Here is a 20,286-nt window from a genome sequence, read left to right as displayed (position 1 = left end):
GGTGAGCAGCACCCGGGGACACGGGGGAAGAGGACGGATCATGTCGCAAGTGCCAGGGTGGCTCGGCCGAGTCGGTGCCGGCCTCACCCAGATGGGTGAGCGGCTGGACGAGCGCCGCGCCGAGGTCGAGAAGGAACACACCGAGCCCGAGCCCGAGCCCGCGCCGGCCCCGGTCCCGGCCGTGGACCAGGTCCCGGTGCCCCCGACGTACGCCCCCGCTGTGGCGCCGCGCCCGCAGCCCGTCGAGGCGGTGCCCTGGGGCATGCGCGTGGCGGCCGAGGCGGGCTGGCGGCTCCTGGTGCTCGCGGGCACGGTCTGGATGCTGATGCGCGTCATCAGCGCCGTCCAGCTCGTGGTGCTGTCCTTCGTGTCCGCGCTGCTCATCACGGCACTGCTGCAACCGGCCGTGACCCGCCTCACCCGCTACGGCGTGCCGCGCGGCCTGGCGACGGCGATGACCGCGATCCTCGGCTTCGTCGTCATGGGCCTGATCGGGTGGTTCGTCACCTGGCAGGTGATGGAGAACATCGACTCGCTGTCCGGCCAGATCCAGGACGGCATCGACGAACTGCGCCGATGGCTGCTGAACAGCCCCTTCCATGTCACGGACAAGCAGGTCAACCAGATCGCGAAGAACCTGCGGAACGCGGTCGGCGCCAACACCGAGCAGATCACGTCGGCGGGCCTGGAGGGCGTGACGGTCGTCGTGGAGGCGCTGACGGCCATCCTCCTGACGGTGTTCTCCACGCTCTTCCTGCTGTACGACGGCAAGCGCATCTGGCAGTGGACGCTCAAGCTGGTCCCGGCGGCGGCGCGCCCCGGCGTGGCCGGTGCGGGTCCGCGGGCCTGGCGCACGCTGACCGCCTATGTGCGGGGCACGGTGATCGTGGCGCTGATCGACGCGATCTTCATCGGCGTGGGGATCTACTTCCTGCATGTCCCGATGGCGGTGCCGCTCGCCGTGTTCATCTTCCTGTTCTCGTTCATCCCGCTGGTGGGCGCGGTCGCGTCGGGCGCGCTGGCGGTGGTGGTGGCGCTGGTCACCCAGGGCGTGTTCACCGCCATCATGACCCTGATCGTGGTGCTGGCCGTCCAGCAGATCGAGGGGCACGTCCTCCAGCCGTTCATTCTGGGCCGGGCGGTGCGCGTGCATCCGCTGGCGGTGGTGCTGTCGGTGGCGGCCGGTGGCATGGTCGCGGGCATCGGGGGCGCGGTCGTGGCGGTGCCGCTGGTGGCGGTGACCAACACCGTGGTCGGCTATCTGCGTTCGTACGCGGCCACCGCGGGGGCAGAGGGGGCCGAGGGGGCGGCGGAGCCCGCGGAGCCGGGGACACCGCGGCCCGTGGTCGCGGAGGCCACCGGGAAGACGCAGCCCACGGCCAAGGACGCGCCGTCGTCCGACGGGACCCCGGCGTAAGGCGCCGGGGCCGCGGCTCGCCCCGGACCGCCGCCCCGTAGAGCAACGGACGCCCTGTACAGCAACGGACCCCGCCCACCGTGAGGTGGACGGGGTCCGTCGCGTGACGGTCGCGGACTACTCCGCGAGGACCGCCTCCGTGTCCAGCGTGACGCCGACGGCCTGGATCACCGCGGCGATCTTGAAGGCCTCCTGGATCGTCTCGCGGGGCATGCCCGCCTTGCGGAGGACCTGCTCGTGCGAGTCCAGGCACATCCCGCAGCCGTTGATCGCCGACACCGCGAACGACCACAGCTCGAAGTCGACCTTGTCGACGCCCGGGTTGCCGATGACGTTCATCCGCAGACCCGCGCGCAGCGTGCCGTACTCGTGGTCCGACAGCAGGTGACGCGTGCGGTAGAAGACGTTGTTCATCGCCATGATGGCGGCGGCGGACTTGGCCGCCGTGTACGCCTCGGGCGAGAGGTTCGCCTTCGCCTCGGGCTCCAGCTCGCGCAGCACGATCGGCGAGCGCGAGGCGATCGCGGTCGCCAGCACCGTGCCCCAGAGCTGCTGCGCCGGGAGGTCGGAGTTACCGATGACCGAGCCGAGGTTGAGCTTCAGGTCCTTGGCGAAGTCCGGGACAGCGGACTTGAGGGAGTCGAGCGACATGCTCACTCACCGGCCAGGAGCGCGACCGGGTCGAGGGTCTCGTCGCCCTGCGTCCAGTTGCACGGGCACAGCTCGTCCGTCTGGAGAGCGTCGAGGACCCGCAGGACCTCCTTGGGGTTACGGCCGACGGAGCCGGCGGTCACCATGGTGAACTGGATCTCGTTGTTCTGGTCCACGATGAAGACCGCGCGCTGCGCGAAGCCGTCCTCGCCCTCGATGCCCAGGGCGCGCATCAGCTCGTGCTTCGAGTCCGCCATCATCGGGAAGGGCAGGTCGTGCAGGTCGGCGTGGTCCTTGCGCCAGGCGTGGTGCACGAACTCGGAGTCGCCGGAGAAGCCGAGGATCTGAGCGTCACGGTCGGCGAACTCGTCGTTCAGCTTGCCGAAGGCGGCGATCTCGGTGGGGCAGACGAAGGTGAAGTCCTTCGGCCAGGCGAAGACGATCTTCCACTTGCCCTCGTAGGTCTTGTGGTTGATCTGCTCGAACTCCTTGCCCTTCTCCAGCGAGACGCAAGAGGTCAGATCGAACTCAGGGAACTTGTCACCGACAGTGAGCACGTGCTCTCCTTGCAGCGCAGAAACACCGGTCACCTGGTGTTTCTATGGGTTGGACTACAGCGATCCTGACACAGCGGAATTGATTCGGGAAATAGCTACACTCGGTCGTGTTGATCGGTCACGTCTATCAGTGACTGTGTGTAGTGACTGTGTCGAAGGAGTACGCCATGGCAGGGCCCAGGACCGGCGGGCGCCGTCAGCAGCCCACTCTCGCCCAACTGCGCGCCTTCTCCGCGGTCGCCGACCACCTCCACTTCCGGGACGCCGCCGCGGCCATCGGGATGAGTCAGCCCGCGCTGTCGAGCGCCGTCTCCGCCCTGGAGGATGTGCTCGGTGTCACCCTCCTGGAGCGCACCACCCGCAAGGTGCTCCTCTCGCCCGCCGGTGAGCGCCTCGCCGTCCGCGCCAAGGCCGTGCTGAAGGAGGTCGGCGCGCTCATGGAGGAGGCCGAAGCCGTCCGGGCGCCCTTCACCGGGGCGCTGCGGCTCGGGGTGATCCCGACCGTGGCCCCGTACCTCCTGCCGACCGTCCTGCGGCTCGTCCATGACCGCTATCCGCAGCTCGACCTCCAGGTCCACGAGGAGCAGACCGGCAGCCTTCTCGACGGGCTGACCGTCGGCCGCCTCGATCTGCTGCTGCTCGCCGTGCCCCTCGGGATGCCAGGCGTCGTCGAACTCCCCCTGTTCGACGAGGACTTCGTCCTCGTCACGCCGCCCGGCCACCGGCTCGGAGGGCGCGAGGGCATACCCCGCGAAGCCCTGCGCGAGCTGAATCTGCTGCTTCTGGACGAGGGGCACTGCCTGCGCGACCAGGCTCTCGACATCTGCCGGGAGGCCGGGCGGCGGGACGCGCCGGTGTCCACGACCGCCGCCGGGCTGTCCACCCTCGTCCAACTCGTCGCGGGCGGACTGGGCGTCACCCTGCTGCCCCGTACCGCCCTGAAGGTCGAGACCACCCGCAGCGACCAACTGCTCACCGGCTCCTTCGCGGCCCCGGCCCCGGCCCGCCGTATCGCCCTCGCCATGCGCGCGGGCGCCGCGCGCGGCGCGGAGTACGAGGAGTTGGCCGCGGCGCTCCGCGAAGCGCTGCGACCCTTGCCCGTACGGGTGTACGACACCGAGGTGTCCGCCTGAGACGGGTGTGCGGGCCCCTGGGCAGGGACCCGCACACCGGCCGTCCGCTACTCCGTCCGCAGCCCGTCCGGCCGCATCAGCCGCAGCAGCGGCGGCAGGCTGACCAGTGTCACCAGCAGGACGACCCCCGCGCCGATGCCCGCCATGCCCAGCACGCTCGACCAGTGGATGCTCACCGGCGTGCTCGACATCTTCAGCAGCACCACGCCCAGCGTCAGCCCCACGACCGAGGCCAGTACCAGGCCCAGCGCGACCGGGACGGCCGTCTGCCACAGCACCGACAGACTCAGCGTGCGCCGCCGGGTGCCGAAGGCGACCAGCGCGGACAACAGCCTCTTGCGCTCGCGCAGTTGCTCCAGCTGCGACACCAGCAGGCTCGCGCCGATCAGCAGCAGCACACACGTGGCGCCGATGAACAGGCCCTTGCGGATGGCGGCGAACTTCGTGGACTCCTCGGTGGACGTCCAGACCGTCGTGATCGCGAACCGGTCCGCGGCCGACGTCGTGTTGCGCACGCGTTCCTTGATGTCCGGCACGGACTCGTCGAGGGAGAGGTAGAACTCTCCTCTGATCGCCCCGGCGGCCTGAGTCGGCAGCGCGCTCGGTGTCAGCAGGAAGCCGCCGCGCTCCATGCCGTTGGCGTTCTTGGTGGAACGGGCGTGCTTCAGGCCCTGCGGCACCGTCCACTTCACGTCGAGGGCCTTGCCCGAGACCTCGGAGTCGCCCAGGTGCAGTGTCCGGCCGGGCTTCGCCAACACCTTGGTGTCCGTGTCGTTCCAGCTCGCTCGCAGGGCGAAGACGTCACCGTCGTGGCAGGAGGGAAGGGACGCCTCCTCGCGCAGCGACGCGCAGTCGCCGATGGCGACCTGGGCCATGGTGGCAGGCCCCTCTTTGCTGCGCCAGCTCTTGTCGCCCACACTGCCGACACCGAGCGTCGTGACCTTCTCCACGCCCTTGAGGGCGGCGAACTTCTCGGTGACCGGGTCGCGCGGGATGCCGCGTGGGATGCTCACCTGCATCTGGGCCCGGCCGAGGTCGTACTCGGTCTCCGAGGTGTAGTCGCTCTCGATGCCCGCGAAGAACATCTGCAGGGCGATCGCCCCGGCCACCGCGACCGCGATGCCGTTCACCGGGCGGGCCGCCGAACCGCTGCTCAACTGCAGGCGCCGTACGGCCAGTTGCCAGGCCACCCCGCCCCCGCCGAGACGCCCGACGACCGCTTCCACGAACCAGGGCAGCAGTGCGGTCACACCGGCCAGCAGCAGCAGGACACCGCCGATCACCAGGGGCTTGTTGAAGTCCCCGTTGTGCCGTCCCTGGCCGAACATCGGGTAGAGCATCGCCAGTCCGGCCAGCGGCAGCAGCAGCCGCCACCACAGTCGGCGCCGCGCGGGCTTGGCCGTACGGACCACGCCGAGCGGCTCGATGACCACCCCGCGCAGCGCGAACAGGGTGACCAGCACCGCCGCCGCCGGGACGGCGAGCGCGACACAAGCCGCCAGCGCGGGCGTGGGGTTGAGGTCGCCGGGGAACACGCTGATGTCCTGGATCTCGACCGAGCCGACGGCCTCACGGCCGATCAGGAAGAAGACCGTGCCGAGGACGAGGCCGAGCAGCGCACCCGCCAACGCCTCGCCCGCCGCGATCCGATGGGTCATCCGGCTGTCGGAACCGACCAGGCGCAGCGCGGCCAGCCTGCGGTCGCGGCGCTCTCCGCCGAACCGCACGGCCGCGGCGATGAACACGGCCACCGGCATCAACAACGCCATGAGGACGACGATGACCAGCAGGATCAGCACCGGGTCCATCCGCTCGGTCGTCTGGTTCGTGCTGCCGAACCCGTCGAGCCGTGCCACCTGCCAGCTGTCGCGGTGCTTCGCCAGGTCGTCCGCACCGGCGTAGTAGGCGAGTTCCTGGGAGCCGATCAGCCCGCTGTCGCCGATCGTCCCCACCACCCGGTACGGAATCCGCTCGCGCAGCAGCTTGCCCTCGCCGGAGTCCAGCAGCTCCTTCAGCGCGGGGGAGACCACCATGTCACCGGCGGCGGGGTACTTCGTCAGACCGGGCGCGAGCGTGGCCCGCGGCCCCTCGGGCTGCACCAGCCGGCCGCGGATGTTCTTGTCGTGGTACGTCGTGTCGAGCTTGGCGATCAGCAGGGTGTCGTCGGCCTTGGCCGGCTGCTGGTCGCCGTAGCGGTCCGGGTAGTCCGCGCGGGCGTAGGCCCGCTGATCCCGTGCCGTCAGCACGTTCGGGACCGCGGTCGTCAGCAGCAGCAGCGCCACGCCGAGCCCGACGCCCACGGCCGTCAGCAGGACCCGGATCCAGCCCTCCCGCCCGCCGGTGAAGGCGAACTTGGCCCCCATGCGCAGATCGCGGGCCCACTGGCGCACGTTCATACGGCGCGCTCCATGTCCCGGGACTTCCCGTCGCGTACGACGATCTCGCGGTCGGAGTACGCGGCCACCCGCGCCTCGTGCGTGACGAGCACGACGGCGGCGTTGGTGGACCGGGCGGCCTCCGTGAGCAGCTCCATCACCCGCTCGCCGTTGAGGGAGTCGAGCGCGCCGGTCGGCTCGTCGGCGAACACCACGCGCGGGCTCGTCACCAGCGCGCGGGCGATGGCGACCCGCTGGCCCTGGCCGCCGGACACCTCGCCCGGCCGCTTCCCGCCCAGGTCGTCGACCTCAAGGCGCTGCATCCAGGACAGCGCGGTGCGCTCGGCCTCCTTGCGGGGCGTGCCGTTCAGCCGCAGCGGCAGGGCCACGTTCTCCACACAGGTCAGCTCGGGCACGAGCTGGCCGAACTGGAAGACGAACCCGAACTCCGAGCGCCGCAGCGCGCTGCGCTCGGTGTCGGACATCGAGGACAGCACCCGGCTGTCGTAGGTGATGGTGCCCGAGTCGGGGGTGACGATCCCGGCGAGGCAGTGCAGCAGCGTGGACTTGCCGGAGCCCGAGGGGCCCATGATGGCGACGATCTCGCCGGGGTGGATGGAGAAGCCCGCGCCGTCCAGCGCGTTCGTCGGGCCGTACGCCTTGTACAGGTTCTCGGCGGTCAGCAGGGAGCCGGGGGGAGGAGTCATCGGGTTACCGCCTCACGGAGCTTGTCGAGGCGCGCGGTGGTGAGCTCCAGCCACCGCAGGTCGGCCTCCAGATGGAACAGGGCGTGGTCGCAGATCAGTTGGTCCGCCAGGTCGCCCTTGCGCTTGCGCTCGGTCAGGGCCCGCATGGTGCGCAGGTGTTCCGAGCGCTGGGTGTCGAGGAGGTCGGCGGCGTCGCGGTGCGTGAGCAGAGCCAGGACGACCTTGGTGTAGAGGGTCGACTGGAGGTACAGCTCGGGCTTCTCGGGGGTGGCCAGCCACCGCTCGACATCCGTGACGCCGGCCTCGGTGATGGCGTACCGCTTGCGCTCGGGGCCGCCCCCCGCCTCGATCCCGTCGACCTCGACCAAGCCGTTCTTCAGCAGGCGGGACATGGTCGAGTAGACCTGGCCGTAGTGGAGCGGCCGGTCGTGACCGAACTTCTCGTCGAAGGCGCGCTTCAGGTCGTAACCGTGACGCGGCCCGGACTCCAGGAGACCCAGAAGGGTGTGACCGATGGACATACGAGCACTCTACACACCGCGTATACATCGTGTGTATACAGGGGGTGTATAGGGCACTCCGACGTGCGTTGTCGCTGGTGAGAGGGTGAGAGGGTGAGAGGGGGAGAGGGGGAGAGGGGGAGGGTCGGCAGGCGGGGTGGCCGGGCCGGAGCCCGGCCGGTGAGGTCACGCCTCGGGGTCCCTCGGGGTCGGCGGGCGGCCCCGGCGGGGGATCGGCTTCGTGTCGCCCGGCAGACGGCCCGCGTCGGTCAGGGCCCTGCGCAGCAAGAACTCGATCTGGGCGTTGGCCGAACGCAGTTCGTCCGACGCCCAGCGCGCCAGCGCGTCGTACACCGACGGATCCAGCCGCAGCAGGACCTGCTTGCGCTGCTGCGGCCGACGCTTGGGGGCCGGACCCCCGGCGGGATCCGTCACTGGTACAGCGATCCCGTGTTGAGGACGGGCTGCGGCGCGCGGTCCCCGCACAGCACCACCATCAGGTTCGACACCATCGCCGCCTTCCGTTCCTCGTCCAGCTCCACGATGCCCTGCTCGGAGATCCGCGCGAGCGCCGCCTCGACCATGCCCACCGCGCCGTCGACGATCTCGCGCCGGGCGGCGACCACCGCGCCGGCCTGCTGCCGCTGGAGCATCGCCGAGGCGATCTCGGGAGCGTACGCGAGATGCGTGAAGCGCGACTCGATGATCTGCACCCCGGCGGCCTCCACGCGCGCGTGCAGTTCGGCGCCGAGCTTCTCGGTGATCTCCTCGGCGTTGCCGCGCAGCGAGAGCCCGTCCTCCTCGTGGGCGTCGTAGGGGTACTCGATGGCGATGTGCCGCACGGCCGCCTCGGTCTGCGTGGAGACGAACTCCAGGAAGTCGTCCACCTCGAACGTGGCCTGCGCGGTGTCCTCTACCTTCCAGACCACCACCGCGGCCAGCTCGATCGGGTTGCCGTAGGCGTCGTTGACCTTGAGGACGGCGGTCTCGTGGTTGCGGACCCGCGTCGAGATCTTCGTACGCGTCGCGAACGGGTTCACCCAGCGCAGCCCGTCCTCCCGGATCGTGCCCCGGTAGCGCCCGAAGAGCTGGACGACCCGGGCCTCGCCGGGCGCGACCATGTTCAGCCCGCACATCGAGAACAGCGCGGCGACACCGACCAGGACGCCGACCGTGATCAGCGCGGCCTTGCCGCCCGGTGCGGAGACCAGGGAGGCGACGACCAGCAGGACGGTGCTCAGCGCCAGCCCGACCAGCCCGAGCAGCAGCGCGAGCCCGCCGCCGATGTTGTGCGCCTGGAACTCCTGGACGCGCGGAGCGGGCCGCGCCGGTATGTCGGTGGTGGTGGAAGCGTCCTGTGACGACATGGGTGGTACCCCCCGATTCGTGGACTAGCGTTCGTCTAGCTAAGTGATATCACTTTACCCCGAGTCGGCAACCTTCCGCCCCTCCCGAACGTCGGTTCCGGTAGAGCGGGTGCTGATTGTCACGTCCGTAAAAGGCGGGATCGAGACCTCTTTGTCACAGCGCGCGGTGTTAGCTTTCTGAGCTGACCTGAGCCACGTGCCACGCGTGACCCACGAGAGCGGAGCGGAGCGAGCGACTGATGGGACGAGCGGACGAGAGACGAGCGCGGCAGCGGGGCGGCCGTCGCGCGGCGCCCCAGCGCTCGCCCAGACGCGGCATACGCAGGTTCTTCACCTGGAAGACCGTTCTCGGTTCACTGTTCGGGTTCGTGCTGCTCGTCATGGGCGCGTTCGTCGTGATGTACATGATGATCGACATCCCCGCGGGCAACGCCGCCGCGCAGAAGCAGAGCAACGTCTACAAGTACAGCGACGGCTCGCTGCTCGCCCGCGACGGCAAGGTCAACCGCGAGAACGTCGACCTCGCCAGCATTCCCAAGGAAGTTCAGCGCACCTTCGTCGCCGCCGAGAACAAGAGCTTCTACACGGACTCCGGTGTCGACCTGAAGGGCACGACCCGCGGTGTGCTCAACACCCTGTCCGGCAAGGGCGCGCAGGGCGGTTCGACGATCACGCAGCAGTACGTCAAGAACTACTACCTCACCCAGGACCAGACCGTCTCGCGCAAGCTGAAGGAACTGGTCATCTCGCTGAAGGTGGACCGCCAGAAGTCCAAGGACTACATCCTGGCCGGTTACATCAACACCAGCTACTACGGCCGCGGCGCCTTCGGTATCCAGGCCGCCGCGCAGGCCTACTACCACAAGGACGCCAAGAACCTCTCGGTCGAGGAGGGCGCGTATCTGGCGGCGCTGCTCCAGGCGCCGAGCCAGTACGACTGGGCGGTCGCCAGCGACACGGGCAAGCGGCTGGTCAAGGACCGCTGGAACTACGTCCTGAACAACATGGTCGGCCAGCACTGGCTGGACGCGGGCAAGCGTCAGTCCATGACGTTCCCGGTGCCCAAGGAGCCGAAGGCGGCGCCCGGTATGGAGGGGCAGACCGGCTACCTGGTGGACGCGGCCAACGCGGAGCTGAAGCGGCAGCTCGTCGCCCAGGGCACCGCCGCCACCCTCGACGAGGCCAAGGCGATGGTGGACGCGGGTGGCTGGACCATCACGGTCAACATCGACAAGAAGAAGCAGGACCAGCTCGAGCAGGCCGTCAAGGACACGCTCACCAGCAAGCTGGACCCGAAGGAGCGCTCGGTCGACGGCAACGTCCAGGCCGGTGCCGCGTCCGTCGACCCGAAGACGGGCAAGGTCCTCGCGCTCTACGGCGGCGTGGACTACGTCAAGCACTACGTCAACAACGCGACCCGCCGCGACTTCCAGCCCGCGTCCACCTTCAAGCCGGTGATCCTCGCCGCCGCCATGGAGGAAGAGGCCAAGACGCAGGACGGCCGGCCGATCAACGCGAACACGATCTACGACGGCACCAGCCGCCGCCCGGTCAAGGGCAGTTCGGTCGGCTTCGCCCCGCCGAACGAGGACGACGTCGACTACGGCGACATCACCGTCCAGACGGCGATGAACAAGTCCGTGAACTCGGTCTTCGCGCAGATGGGCATCGACGTCGGCATGGACGAGGTGCTGAAGGTCGCGAAGTCGCTCGGGATGGACACCAAGGGCCTGCCGGCCGTCCCCGCGCAGACCCTCGGCTCCATGGGCGCGAGCCCCCTGGAGATGGCGGGCGTCTACGCGACCCTCGACAACCACGGCAAGAAGGTCACCCCGGCGATCCTCGCGTCCGCCGAGCACAAGGACCGCGAGGTGGACCTCCCGGACCCGATCGGCGACCAGGTCATCAGCCGCGAGGCTGCCGACACGGTCACCTCGGTGCTCACCGGCGTGGTCGACGACGGTACGGCCCAGACGTCGGTGCGGGACAACCCGCACCGCGACGGCCAGCAGGTCGCCGGCAAGACGGGTACGTCCGACAACAACAAGTCCGCCTGGTTCACGGGCTACACGCCGGGCCTGGTCACCTCGGTCGGCCTGTTCGGCGAGAACCCGAAGCCGCCGTACAACCAGGTCTCCCTGACCGGTGCCACGGGCCTCCTCCCGGGCAAGGGCCGCGTCAACGGCGGTGGCTACCCGGCGCAGATCTGGGCCGGATACACCTTCGGGGCGATGGGCGAGGTCCGCAAGTTCGACCTGGACACCACGCAGGGCGCGGCGTTCCGGCCGACCACGCCGCCGCCGACCACGCCGTCGCAGGAGACCTCACCGTCGATGTCGCCGACCACCCAGGCGCCGACGACCCCGCCGCCGTCGACCGCCCCGCCGACGACCCCGACCACCCAGGCACCGTCGACCGAGGCCCCCCCGACGACGGACGACCCGACGACGCCGGAGCCCCCGCCGACGTCCACCGAGGACCCGCTCGACCCGGCCGGGCCGAACGGCAAGGAGTGACACAAGAGCGCCCGGTGAATCGATCACTGGGCGCTCTCGCCTCTCGACAGCGGAAGCGGTCAGCCACCGTTGACGTTGTGGGCGATACGGTCGCCCAGCTTCTTGTCGACCTTGCGCCAGTACTGGAGCGCGCGGTCGAGGACCGGCCGGGAGACGCCGTTCTTCAGATGGCCGCTGACATTGGAGACCAGCCGGTCGCGGGCCGCGTCGTCCAGGACCTGGCGGACCATCGTGCCCGCCTGGCCGAAGTCGTCGTCCTCGCGGCGCAGTTCGCTGGCCTCGCGGACCATTTCACCGGCCGTCCGCCAGCCCGCGATGTCGCCGAACCGGTCCGTGTCCGCGTCCGGGCCGCCGTACGAGTTGGGCGCGTACGGGGCGCCCGTGCGCGCGGGCTCGTAGCGCATCGGGCCGTCCTTGGCGTACGAACGCACCGCGGAGTGCGGCCGGTTGGGCGGCAGTTGCGCGTAGTTGGGGCCGATGCGGTAGCGGTGCGTGTCCGGGTACGAGAACAGCCGGCCGAGCAGCATCTTGTCCGGCGACGGGCCGATGCCCGGCACCATGTTGGACGGCTCGAACGCGGCCTGCTCGATATGGACGAAGTAGTCCTCCGGGTTCTTGTTCAGGGTCATCCGGCCGACCTCGATCAGCGGGTAGTCGCCGTGCGGCCACACCTTGGTCAGGTCGAACGGGTTGAAGCGGTAGTCCGGCGCGTCGTCGAACGGCATCACCTGCACATAGGCCGTCCAGGAGGGGTGCTCACCGCGCTCGATCGCGTGGAAGAGGTCGCGGCGGTGGATGTCGGGATCCTCGCCCGCGAGCCGGTCGGCCTCCTCCTGGGTGAAGAAGTCGATGCCCTGGTCGGTCTTGAAGTGGTACTTGATCCAGAACCGCTCGCCGCCCGCGTTGACCCACATATAGGTGTGCGAGGAGTACCCGTTCATGTTGCGGTACGTCTTCGGGATGCCGCGGTCCCCCATCAGCCACGTCACCATGTGCGCGGACTCGGGGGAGAGGGTCCAGAAGTCCCACTGCATGTCGTTGTCGCGCAGCCCGTTGTCGGGGCGGCGCTTCTGGGAGCGGATGAAGTCCTGGAACTTCTGCGGATCACGGACGAAGAAGATCGGCGTGTTGTTGCCGACCATGTCGTAGTTCCCGTGCTCCGTGTAGAACTTCAGCGCGAAGCCACGCGGGTCGCGCCAGGTGTCGGGGGAGCCCTGCTCACCGGCCACGGTCGAGAAGCGCGCCAGCATCTCCGTACGCTTCCCGGGCTGGAACAGGTCGGCCTTGGTGAACTGGCTGACGTCGTTGGTTACTTCGAAGATCCCGTACGCGCCGCTGCCCTTGGCGTGCACCACCCGCTCGGGGACCCGTTCCCGGTTGAACTGGGCCATCTTCTCGATCAGGTAGTGGTCCTGGAGCAGGATCGGGCCGTCGGAACCCACGGTCAGCGAGTGTTCGTCGCTCTCGACCGGGATTCCGGAATTGCTGGTCGTGTAAGGGATCTGCTGCGGTGTGTGGGCCACGAGCGTCCTCCCGTCAGGACAGAGGAATCGGTCAGGTCGCTTCGCTCACCTCAGCAGTCAACTCCGCCGATCTGATAACGGCAACTTCTGGACACAGTCCAACCTCGGTGGGCCTCCGACCTCAGGCCTCCGACTCCGGTCTCCGAGGCGAGTACCCCCTCAGCCCCGGTTCAGCTCGAACCAGACCACCTTCCCGGTGCTCAGCCGGGTCGCGCCCCAGCGCCGGGCCAGCCGGTTCACCAGATAGAGCCCGCGCCCGCCCTCGTCCGTCGCCCGCGCCTGCCGCAGCCGCGGCAACTGCGGCACATCGTCACCGACCTCGCAGCGCAGGACATCGGTGCGCAGCAGCCGCAGCGTGACCGGCCGTGACGCATAGCGCACGGCATTGGTCACCACCTCGCTGACCAGCAGCTCCACCGAGTCCGTCAGCTCCTCCAGGCCCCAGCGGGCGAGCGCCCTGCGGGCCAGCCGCCGGGCCTTGCCCGGCGCCGCGTCCTCGGGCTCCAGGAACCAGTACGCGACATCACTCGGCGCGATCCCGTCGAAGCGGGCCGCGAGCAGCGCGATGTCGTCGTCGCGGTCGCCGGGACCGAGCATGTCCAGGACCTCGTCGCACAGTGCCTCCAGCGGCGGCGCGTGATCGAGGCCGGTGAGCCGGGCCGTCGCGGCGAGCTTCTCCCGCAACTGCTCTATGCCGGTCCACACGTCCCGCAGCCGCGACTCGACCAGCCCGTCGGTGTACAGCAGCAGGGTCGCCCCGGCCGGCGCGTCCAGCTCCACCGCCTCGAAGTCCACCCCGCCCACACCGATGGGGGCGCCGGCCGGTACCTGGAGCACCTCGGCCTCGCCGCCCAGATGCAGCAGGACCGGCGGCGGATGGCCCGCGTTGGCGATCGTGATGCGGTGCGCCACCGGGTCGTACACCGCGTACAGGCAGGTCGCCATGCGGTCGGTGCCCAGCCGCTGCGCCTGCTCGTCCAGATGGTGCAGCACCTCCTGCGGCGGCAGGTCGAGCCCCGCGAGCGTCTGCGCCGTCGTGCGGAGCTGCCCCATGATCGCGGCGGAGGTCATGGAGTGCCCCATGACATCACCGACGACCAGCGCCACCCGGCTGCCGGGCAGCGGAATGGCGTCGTACCAGTCACCGCCGACCCGCGCGGTCTCGGCGGCCGGAAGATAGCGGGACGCCAGCCGTACGCCCGTCGGGTTCGGCAGGGTCTCCGGCAGCATCGTCCGCTGCAACTCGTCCGCGATGTACGCCTCCCGCCCGTACAGCACCGCCTTGTCGATGCCGAGGGCGCTGTGCGTGGCGAGCTGCGCCGCGACCAGCAGGTCGTCCGACTCGAAGGCCCTGCGCTCGGAGCTGCGCAGGAACAGCGCCGCGCCGATGACCCGGCGGCGACCGCGCAGCGGCGCGAGGATCGCGCGCCGGCCCGCGGGGATCGTGAGGTCGTCGCCGAGCAGCTCGGGCAGCGCGGCACGGGCGGCGGGAGCGTCCGCGAACACCGGCCGCACCCCGCGCAGCACCTCGGCGAGCGCGCCACCGGGCCGCACCTCGCACAGTTCGTTGCTGCGCGCCGCGAGACCCGAGGTCTCCGGCATGGGCACCGGCAGGATCCCGTCCTCCAGATCACGGTCCTGCGGGATCCGGTCGGTCCGCCGCAGCCGCAGCACCAGAGGCCCCGTGGGCCGCTCGTCGCCCACCGGCAGCGGCTCGCGCAGATAGACGAGGATCGCGTCCGAGAACGTCGGCACGGTGGCCCGGCACAGGCCCATCACGATCTCGTCGAGGTCGATGCCGCGCGCGATCCGCCGCGTCGCGGCGCCCACGAAGCGCAGCCGGTCCCCGTCGCGCCGCATGGGCATCGGGCCGCTCGGCGGCGTCTGGCCGGTGCGCCGGTCCTTGCCGCCGGGCGGGCCGCCGGGACGGTCCCCCTCGCCGCTCTGCTGGGCCGGAATGCCCTCGGAGGCGGGGCGCGGGCGGTGCGCGCCGGGCTCGTGGAGGACTGGCTGGGAATGCTCGGTGCCGTCCGCCTCGGGCGGCGGGGCGGACGTACCGCCCTGGCCCCCGGACGGCTCGTGCTCGGCACACTGCAACGGCCCGGCGGGCGCGTCCTCCGGCCGGGTCTGCGCCGGTAACGCCGCGGGCAGCGGGTTCTGGGTATGCAGGAGCGCCCCGCGGGGGTCCGCGGGCCCTCCGCCCTGGGGGCTCTCGTGGGAGGCCGGGTGCTCCGTCACGCCTGTCGAATCCATCCGTCCGGGGCTGCGCGCCGTGCGTGCAGTTCGTCCCGCAGAAATGCCGATACCCGCAATACGTGCTCGGGGAACGGAATTCCCGCGCGGTCACAGGCGGTCCCTGGTCCGCCGGCCGGGCGGCCGGGAGCCGCCCCGGTGTGGCCCTCGTACTCCTCGCTCACGTCCTGCTGCCCCTCGGTGACGTATGGTCAAGCTCGGCACATACTGCGGGAGTTGCTCTCGTGCATCCTTGCGGACGACGATCCTACGGTTGTACCGCGGGGGCGCAACAAGGGTCTCACGAGGTCATGTACGCGGGCGTACGGTCCCAGTCATCCGGCAGCGGCGGCACCGTCCAGGACGGATCGGGGCGCCAGTGCTGCCAGCCGTCCGAGAACGGCGGCCCCCAGGCGCTGATCACGTCCACCGCGGACCGTCCCGCCTCCCTGACCCGCTCGGCGAGCGAGGCGTCCATCAGGCCGTCCCGCTGGGCCTGGGCGAACTCGTCCTCGTCGCGCCAGCCCCAACTGCGGTCCGGGTGCACGGAGATGTCCAGGAAGTGGTCCTCGGAGTCGACCCCGCCCGCCCAACGGGCAAGCGGCGCCTCCAGATTGACGTACCAGTTCTTGAACTGCCAGCCCGGCTCCCAGAACAGCCACACCGACCAGGGCTCGCCGGGGCGCGCCAGCTTGAGCACACCGGTGCCGAACCAGCGGTCGTGCTGGGTGGTCCGCGGCTTGGTGTAGCGGGACTCCAGCGGCTCGGCGTGCGGCGATGTCCCGTCGAGCAGGACGGGCTTGACGCACTGGGTGCCGGGGGCCAGCCATACGGCGAGCAGTTCGGCGTCGTCGCGGACGACGGTCACGGGGCGCGCGATATGGAAGCGCGGACCGGCGTTCTCCCGGTACCGCCACAGGATCTGGTCCCCTGGGGCCCAGTGCGCCACAGGTCCACCCGTCTGCACTCGTCTCACCGTTCCGCCCTCTGTCATGCAGCGATATTAGGTGCCCCGGGCATACAGCGCTGCGGTGGATGTCACGGTGCGCGTCGGGTGCGGGTGGGGTGACGCACGGGGTCGGTGATGCGGGTCAGGGATGCGTCATCCGCAGGACGTCCAGCGCCTCGTCGAGCTGTTCCAGCGTGAGGTCGCCGCGCTCCACGTACCCGGAGTCCAGGACGACCTGACGGATCGTCCGGCGTTCGGCGAGCGCCTTCTTGGCGACCTTGGCCGCCTCCTCGTACCCGATGTACTTGTTGAGCGGCGTGACCACGGAGGGCGAGGACTCGGCGTACTCACGGGCGCGTTCGCGGTGCGCGACGATGCCGTCGACCGTACGGTCCGCGAGCAGCCGGGAGGCGTTCGCGAGCAGCCGGACGGACTCCAGGACGTTCTTGCCGATGACCGGCAGCATGACGTTCAGCTCGAAATTGCCGGACGCGCCGGCGGCGGTGATGGCCGCGTCGTTCCCGATGACCTGGGCGGCCACCATGAGGACCGCCTCGGGCACGACGGGGTTGACCTTGCCGGGCATGATCGAGGAGCCGGGCTGGAGATCGGGCAGCGCGATCTCGGCGAGCCCGGTCCGCGGCCCGGAGCCCATCCAGCGCAGATCGTTGCAGATCTTGGTCAGCCCGACCGCGATGGTCCGGAGCTGCCCGCTGGTCTCCACGATCCCGTCCCGGGCGCCCTGCGCCTCGAAGTGGTCACGGGCCTCGGTGAGCGGCAGCCCGGTGGCCCGCGCGACCTCGGCGATGACGGCGGCGGAGAACCCGGGCGGGGTGTTGATCCCGGTCCCGACGGCCGTGCCGCCGAGCGGCAGTTCGGCGAGCCTCGGCAGCGAGGCCTTCAGCCGCTCGACCCCGTAGCGCACCTGGGCCGCGTAGCCGCCGAACTCCTGTCCCAGCGTGACGGGCGTGGCGTCCATGAGGTGGGTCCGCCCCGACTTCACGACGTCGGCGAACTCGTCCGCCTTCCGCGCGAGGGAGGCGCCGAGATGCTCCAGGGCCGGGATGAGATCGCGGGTGACGGCCGCGGTGGCCGCGATGTGGATGCTGGAGGGGAAGACGTCGTTGGAGGACTGGGACGCGTTCACATGGTCGTTGGGGTGGACCTCGCGGCCGAGGCGCTCACTGGCGAGGGTGGCGATGACCTCGTTGGTGTTCATGTTGGACGACGTCCCGGACCCGGTCTGGAAGACGTCGATGGGGAACTGCTCGTCCCAGCGCCCCTCGGCGACCTCGGCGGCGGCGGCCTGGACGGCCTCGGCGAGATCCTTGTCGAGCACGCCGAGCGTCGCGTTGACCTTGGCGGCGGCGCCCTTGATGCGCGCGAGCGCCTCGATATGGGCGCGCTCGATCCGCTGCCCGGAGATGGGGAAGTTCTCCACGGCCCGCTGGGTCTGCGCCCGCCACTTGGCGTGGACGGGGACCCGCACTTCACCCATGGAGTCGTGCTCGACGCGGTATTCGCTCATACCGGGTACAGCGTGCGGGCGGGCCGGGATGTTCCGGGGTTGAGCCGGACGGGGGAGAGCCGTGCCCTCAGGTCTCGGCACGCGCGAGGGCGCGGCGGGGGCGCGCGGCGGGGCGAATGCCACCCCGCCGCGCGCGAGCGCTACGAGCGCACCGGGATCGACGTGAACGTCGGCTGCGGTGCCGGGTCCTGGAAGAAGTCGTTGCCCTTGTCGTCCACCACGATGAACGCCGGGAAGTCCTCGACCTCGATCTTCCAGACGGCCTCCATGCCGAGTTCCTCGTACTCGACGACCTCGACCTTCTTGATGCAGTCCTGGGCGAGCCGGGCCGCGGGGCCGCCGATCGAGCCGAGGTAGAAGCCGCCGTGGGCGCCGCACGCGTCGGTGACCTGCTTGCTGCGGTTGCCCTTCGCCAGCATCACCTTGGAGCCGCCCGCCGCCTGGAACTGCTCGACGTAGGAATCCATCCGGCCGGCGGTCGTCGGTCCGAAGGAGCCGGACGCGTAGCCCTCGGGGGTCTTGGCCGGGCCCGCGTAGTACACCGGGTGGTCCTTGAGGTACTGCGGCATGTCCTCGCCGCGGTCCAGCCGCTCCTTGATCTTGGCGTGCGCGATGTCGCGCGCCACGACCAGCGGGCCGGACAGCGAGAGCCGCGTCTTGACCGGGTACTTGGTCAGCTCGGCGAGGATGTCGTCCATCGGCTGGTTGAGGTCGATGCGCACGACGTCGCCGTCCTGCGCGAGGTGCTCGTCGGTGGTGTCGGGCAGGAACCGCGCCGGGTCCGTCTCGAGCTGCTCCAGGAACACGCCCTCCGCGGTGATCTTCGCGACGGCCTGCCGGTCGGCCGAGCAGGACACCGCGATCGCCACCGGGCAGGACGCGCCGTGGCGGGGGAGGCGGACCACGCGTACGTCGTGGCAGAAGTACTTGCCGCCGAACTGCGCGCCGATCCCGATCTTCTGCGTCAGCTCGAAGACCTTCTCCTCCAGCTCCTTGTCCCGGAAGCCGTTGCCCAGCTCGGAGCCCTCGGCCGGCAGCTCGTCCAAGTAGTGCGCGGAGGCGTACTTCGCGGTCTTCAGCGCGTACTCGGCGCTCGTACCGCCGACGACGATCGCCAGGTGGTACGGCGGGCAGGCGGCCGTGCCCAGCGAACGGATCTTCTCCTCCAGGAACTTCATCATGGAGGCCTCGTTCAGAACGGCCTTCGTCTCCTGGTACAGGAAGGACTTGTTGGCGCTGCCGCCGCCCTTCGCCATGAACAGGAACTTGTAGGCGCCGCCGTCCGTCGCGTACAGCTCGATCTGCGCGGGGAGGTTGGAGCCGGTGTTCTTCTCCTCCCACATGGTGAGCGGAGCCATCTGCGAGTAGCGCAGGTTCAGCTTGGTGTAGGCGTCGTAGATGCCGCGCGAGAGGGCCTTCTCGTCCGCGCCCGCGGTGAGGACGTGCTGCCCGCGCTTGCCCATCACGATCGCCGTACCGGTGTCCTGGCACATGGGCAGGACGCCCGCGGCGGCGATGTTGGCGTTCTTCAGCAGGTCCAGCGCGACGAACTTGTCGTTCGCGGACGCCTCGGGGTCGTCGATGATGCGCCGGAGCTGGGCCAGGTGCGCGGGCCGCAGGTAGTGCTGGATGTCGTGGACGGCCTCCTCGGCGAGCTTGCGCAGCGCCTCCGGTTCGACCTTGAGGAACGTCCGTCCGTCGGCCTCGAAGGTCGAGACACCCTCGGAGGTCACCAGCCGGTACGGGGTGGTGTCCTCTCCTGTGGGAAGCAGATCGGTGTACGCGAACTCAGGCATCTCGCCCATTCCTCACTAGACAGACAGCGGCTGGCCTCCGTTGGCAGCGTCCACCAGCGTAGAACCTGGCGCGGACCGCGCGTGTGTGAGGTGAGGCTCAGTTGAGAAGGTGAGGGGGCCGTGACCGGGCGAGGGGGGGGCGGGCCGGTTGTCCACAGGTCGGGCCCGGGGGTAGTCGCGATCTATCGCGTTTGGGTACGCTGCTGCCGTGGACCTTCACAAGAGCCCCGCCCCGACGGACGGGCAGCCCGTGCCCCCGGCCGAGCTGCGCTGCTCGGACGCCGACCGCGACCGCGTCGCGGACATCCTGCGTGACGCCCTGGCCGAGGGCCGTCTCACGGCCGAGGAGCACGCCGAGCGTGTCGACGGGGTGCTGAGCGCCAAGACGGTCGGCGAGCTGGAGCGGTTCGTCCGCGACCTGCCCGCGGGGCACGCGCGCCGTGCGGCCTCCGTGTCCGCCCCGGCCCCCCACCGGCCCACCCCGGGCGCGATCCCGGCCGATCCCGACGAGAACGTGGTGGCGGTGTTCAGCAGCGCCGTCCGCAAGGGCCGCTGGCGCCCCGGCCGCCGGATGCACGCTTACGCGATCTTCGGCAACGTCGAGATCGATCTGAGCGAGGCGATATTCGAGCACCAACAGGTCATGATCAAGGCGATATCGGTCTTCGGCAACGTGGAGATCCGCGTCCCGGAGAACGTCTCGCTGCGTGGCACCGGCGGCGGTGTGCTCGGCAACTTCGAGGTGAACCCGCTGGATTCGGACGACCGGAACGCCCCGGTCGTCTACGTGGACGGACTGGCCGTCCTCGGCAATGTCGAGGCGAAGCCCAAGCGCGGCAAGCTCGTCGCGGACATCCTCGACCGGGTCTCCAGCAAGGTGGACAAGGCCATGCGCAAACACCTGGACCGTTGACGCTTGCGAATTCGGTCGCCCGCGGACCGAACCGGTCCTGTTCCGACGGCATGAACAGCCCCTGGAATTCCGGGGGTTGGGAACGCAATGCATAGGCGCGCGCACAGCGGGTAGGCCTTGCT

At 70.1% G+C, this 20,286-nt stretch carries 16 protein-coding genes; 4 read left to right on the top strand and 12 right to left on the bottom strand.

Annotated features, from left to right (window positions below; translation table 11 throughout):
- Positions 1-40: 40 nt before the first annotated feature.
- Positions 41-1,417 (top strand): AI-2E family transporter, encoded by a 1,377-nt coding sequence (locus ACZ60T_RS09130; RefSeq protein WP_469665374.1) that lies wholly within the window; start codon positions 41-43, stop codon positions 1,415-1,417.
- Positions 1,418-1,534: 117 nt separating this feature from the next.
- Here the strand turns inward: ACZ60T_RS09130 and ACZ60T_RS09125 are convergent, their stop codons facing one another.
- Together ACZ60T_RS09125 and ACZ60T_RS09120 are read right to left on the bottom strand one after the other, a co-directional pair.
- Entirely contained in the window at positions 1,535-2,068 is a 534-nt protein-coding gene (locus ACZ60T_RS09125) for an alkyl hydroperoxide reductase (protein WP_365621638.1), read from the bottom strand.
- Between the two features lie 2 nt (positions 2,069-2,070).
- Positions 2,071-2,625: a peroxiredoxin gene (locus ACZ60T_RS09120; RefSeq protein ID WP_365621641.1), complete on the bottom strand. Its 555-nt coding sequence runs from the start codon at positions 2,623-2,625 to the stop codon at positions 2,071-2,073.
- A 167-nt stretch (positions 2,626-2,792) separates the two neighbouring features.
- Here ACZ60T_RS09120 and ACZ60T_RS09115 point away from each other — a divergent pair, with 167 nt between their 5' ends.
- Positions 2,793-3,758: a LysR substrate-binding domain-containing protein gene (locus ACZ60T_RS09115; RefSeq protein WP_469665373.1), complete on the top strand. Its 966-nt coding sequence runs from the start codon at positions 2,793-2,795 to the stop codon at positions 3,756-3,758.
- Positions 3,759-3,805: 47 nt separating this feature from the next.
- Here ACZ60T_RS09115 and ACZ60T_RS09110 read toward each other — a convergent pair whose 3' ends face one another.
- The 5 genes from ACZ60T_RS09110 to ACZ60T_RS09090 form a co-directional block, all read right to left on the bottom strand.
- The gene (locus tag ACZ60T_RS09110) at positions 3,806-6,154 is read right to left on the bottom strand and encodes an ABC transporter permease (RefSeq protein WP_469665372.1); all 2,349 of its coding nucleotides are present in this window, start codon (positions 6,152-6,154) and stop codon (positions 3,806-3,808) included.
- Positions 6,151-6,840 (bottom strand): ABC transporter ATP-binding protein, encoded by a 690-nt coding sequence (locus ACZ60T_RS09105; RefSeq protein WP_365621649.1) that lies wholly within the window; start codon positions 6,838-6,840, stop codon positions 6,151-6,153. The genes ACZ60T_RS09110 and ACZ60T_RS09105 overlap by 4 nt, the downstream gene beginning before the upstream one ends.
- Entirely contained in the window at positions 6,837-7,361 is a 525-nt protein-coding gene (locus tag ACZ60T_RS09100; RefSeq protein WP_365621652.1) for a PadR family transcriptional regulator, read from the bottom strand. The genes ACZ60T_RS09105 and ACZ60T_RS09100 overlap by 4 nt, the downstream gene beginning before the upstream one ends.
- A gap of 165 nt (positions 7,362-7,526) precedes the next feature.
- Positions 7,527-7,775 carry a type II toxin-antitoxin system antitoxin gene (locus ACZ60T_RS09095; RefSeq protein ID WP_469665371.1) on the bottom strand — a complete coding sequence of 83 codons (249 nt, stop codon included), beginning with the start codon at positions 7,773-7,775 and terminating at the stop codon, positions 7,527-7,529.
- A complete protein-coding gene (locus ACZ60T_RS09090) occupies positions 7,772-8,707 on the bottom strand; it encodes an SPFH domain-containing protein (protein ID WP_365621658.1) in 936 nt (311 codons plus the stop codon). Before ACZ60T_RS09090 ends, ACZ60T_RS09095 begins: the two co-directional genes overlap by 4 nt.
- A 239-nt stretch (positions 8,708-8,946) precedes the next feature.
- Between ACZ60T_RS09090 and ACZ60T_RS09085 the strand changes: the two genes are divergently transcribed.
- On the top strand, positions 8,947-11,223 hold the full coding sequence (locus tag ACZ60T_RS09085; RefSeq protein WP_469665370.1) for a transglycosylase domain-containing protein: 2,277 nt from the start codon (positions 8,947-8,949) through the stop codon (positions 11,221-11,223).
- A 59-nt stretch (positions 11,224-11,282) separates the two neighbouring features.
- Here ACZ60T_RS09085 and ACZ60T_RS09080 read toward each other — a convergent pair whose 3' ends face one another.
- The 5 genes from ACZ60T_RS09080 to ACZ60T_RS09060 all read right to left on the bottom strand — a co-directional run bounded on the left by ACZ60T_RS09080 (position 11,283) and on the right by ACZ60T_RS09060 (position 19,251).
- Positions 11,283-12,746, bottom strand: a complete 1,464-nt coding sequence (locus tag ACZ60T_RS09080; RefSeq protein ID WP_365621664.1) for a catalase — start codon at positions 12,744-12,746, stop codon at positions 11,283-11,285.
- Between the two features lie 159 nt (positions 12,747-12,905).
- Positions 12,906-14,999 carry a SpoIIE family protein phosphatase gene (locus ACZ60T_RS09075; RefSeq protein WP_365621667.1) on the bottom strand — a complete coding sequence of 698 codons (2,094 nt, stop codon included), beginning with the start codon at positions 14,997-14,999 and terminating at the stop codon, positions 12,906-12,908.
- Positions 15,000-15,279: 280 nt separating this feature from the next.
- The gene (gene fomD / locus ACZ60T_RS09070) at positions 15,280-15,972 is read right to left on the bottom strand and encodes a cytidylyl-2-hydroxypropylphosphonate hydrolase (RefSeq protein ID WP_469665369.1); all 693 of its coding nucleotides are present in this window, start codon (positions 15,970-15,972) and stop codon (positions 15,280-15,282) included.
- A gap of 97 nt (positions 15,973-16,069) precedes the next feature.
- Entirely contained in the window at positions 16,070-17,455 is a 1,386-nt protein-coding gene (locus ACZ60T_RS09065; RefSeq protein ID WP_469665368.1) for a class II fumarate hydratase, read from the bottom strand.
- A gap of 140 nt (positions 17,456-17,595) precedes the next feature.
- Positions 17,596-19,251 carry a fumarate hydratase gene (locus ACZ60T_RS09060; protein WP_469665367.1) on the bottom strand — a complete coding sequence of 552 codons (1,656 nt, stop codon included), beginning with the start codon at positions 19,249-19,251 and terminating at the stop codon, positions 17,596-17,598.
- Between the two features lie 208 nt (positions 19,252-19,459).
- Between ACZ60T_RS09060 and ACZ60T_RS09055 the strand changes: the two genes are divergently transcribed.
- A complete protein-coding gene (locus ACZ60T_RS09055; RefSeq protein WP_365621676.1) occupies positions 19,460-20,164 on the top strand; it encodes a DUF1707 domain-containing protein in 705 nt (234 codons plus the stop codon).
- Positions 20,165-20,286 lie beyond the last annotated feature (122 nt).

The organism is Streptomyces sp. NPDC104371, from assembly GCF_055583785.1.
The sequence above is the reverse complement of the archived record's forward strand: the minus strand, read 5'-3'. Positions and strand labels throughout refer to the sequence as shown.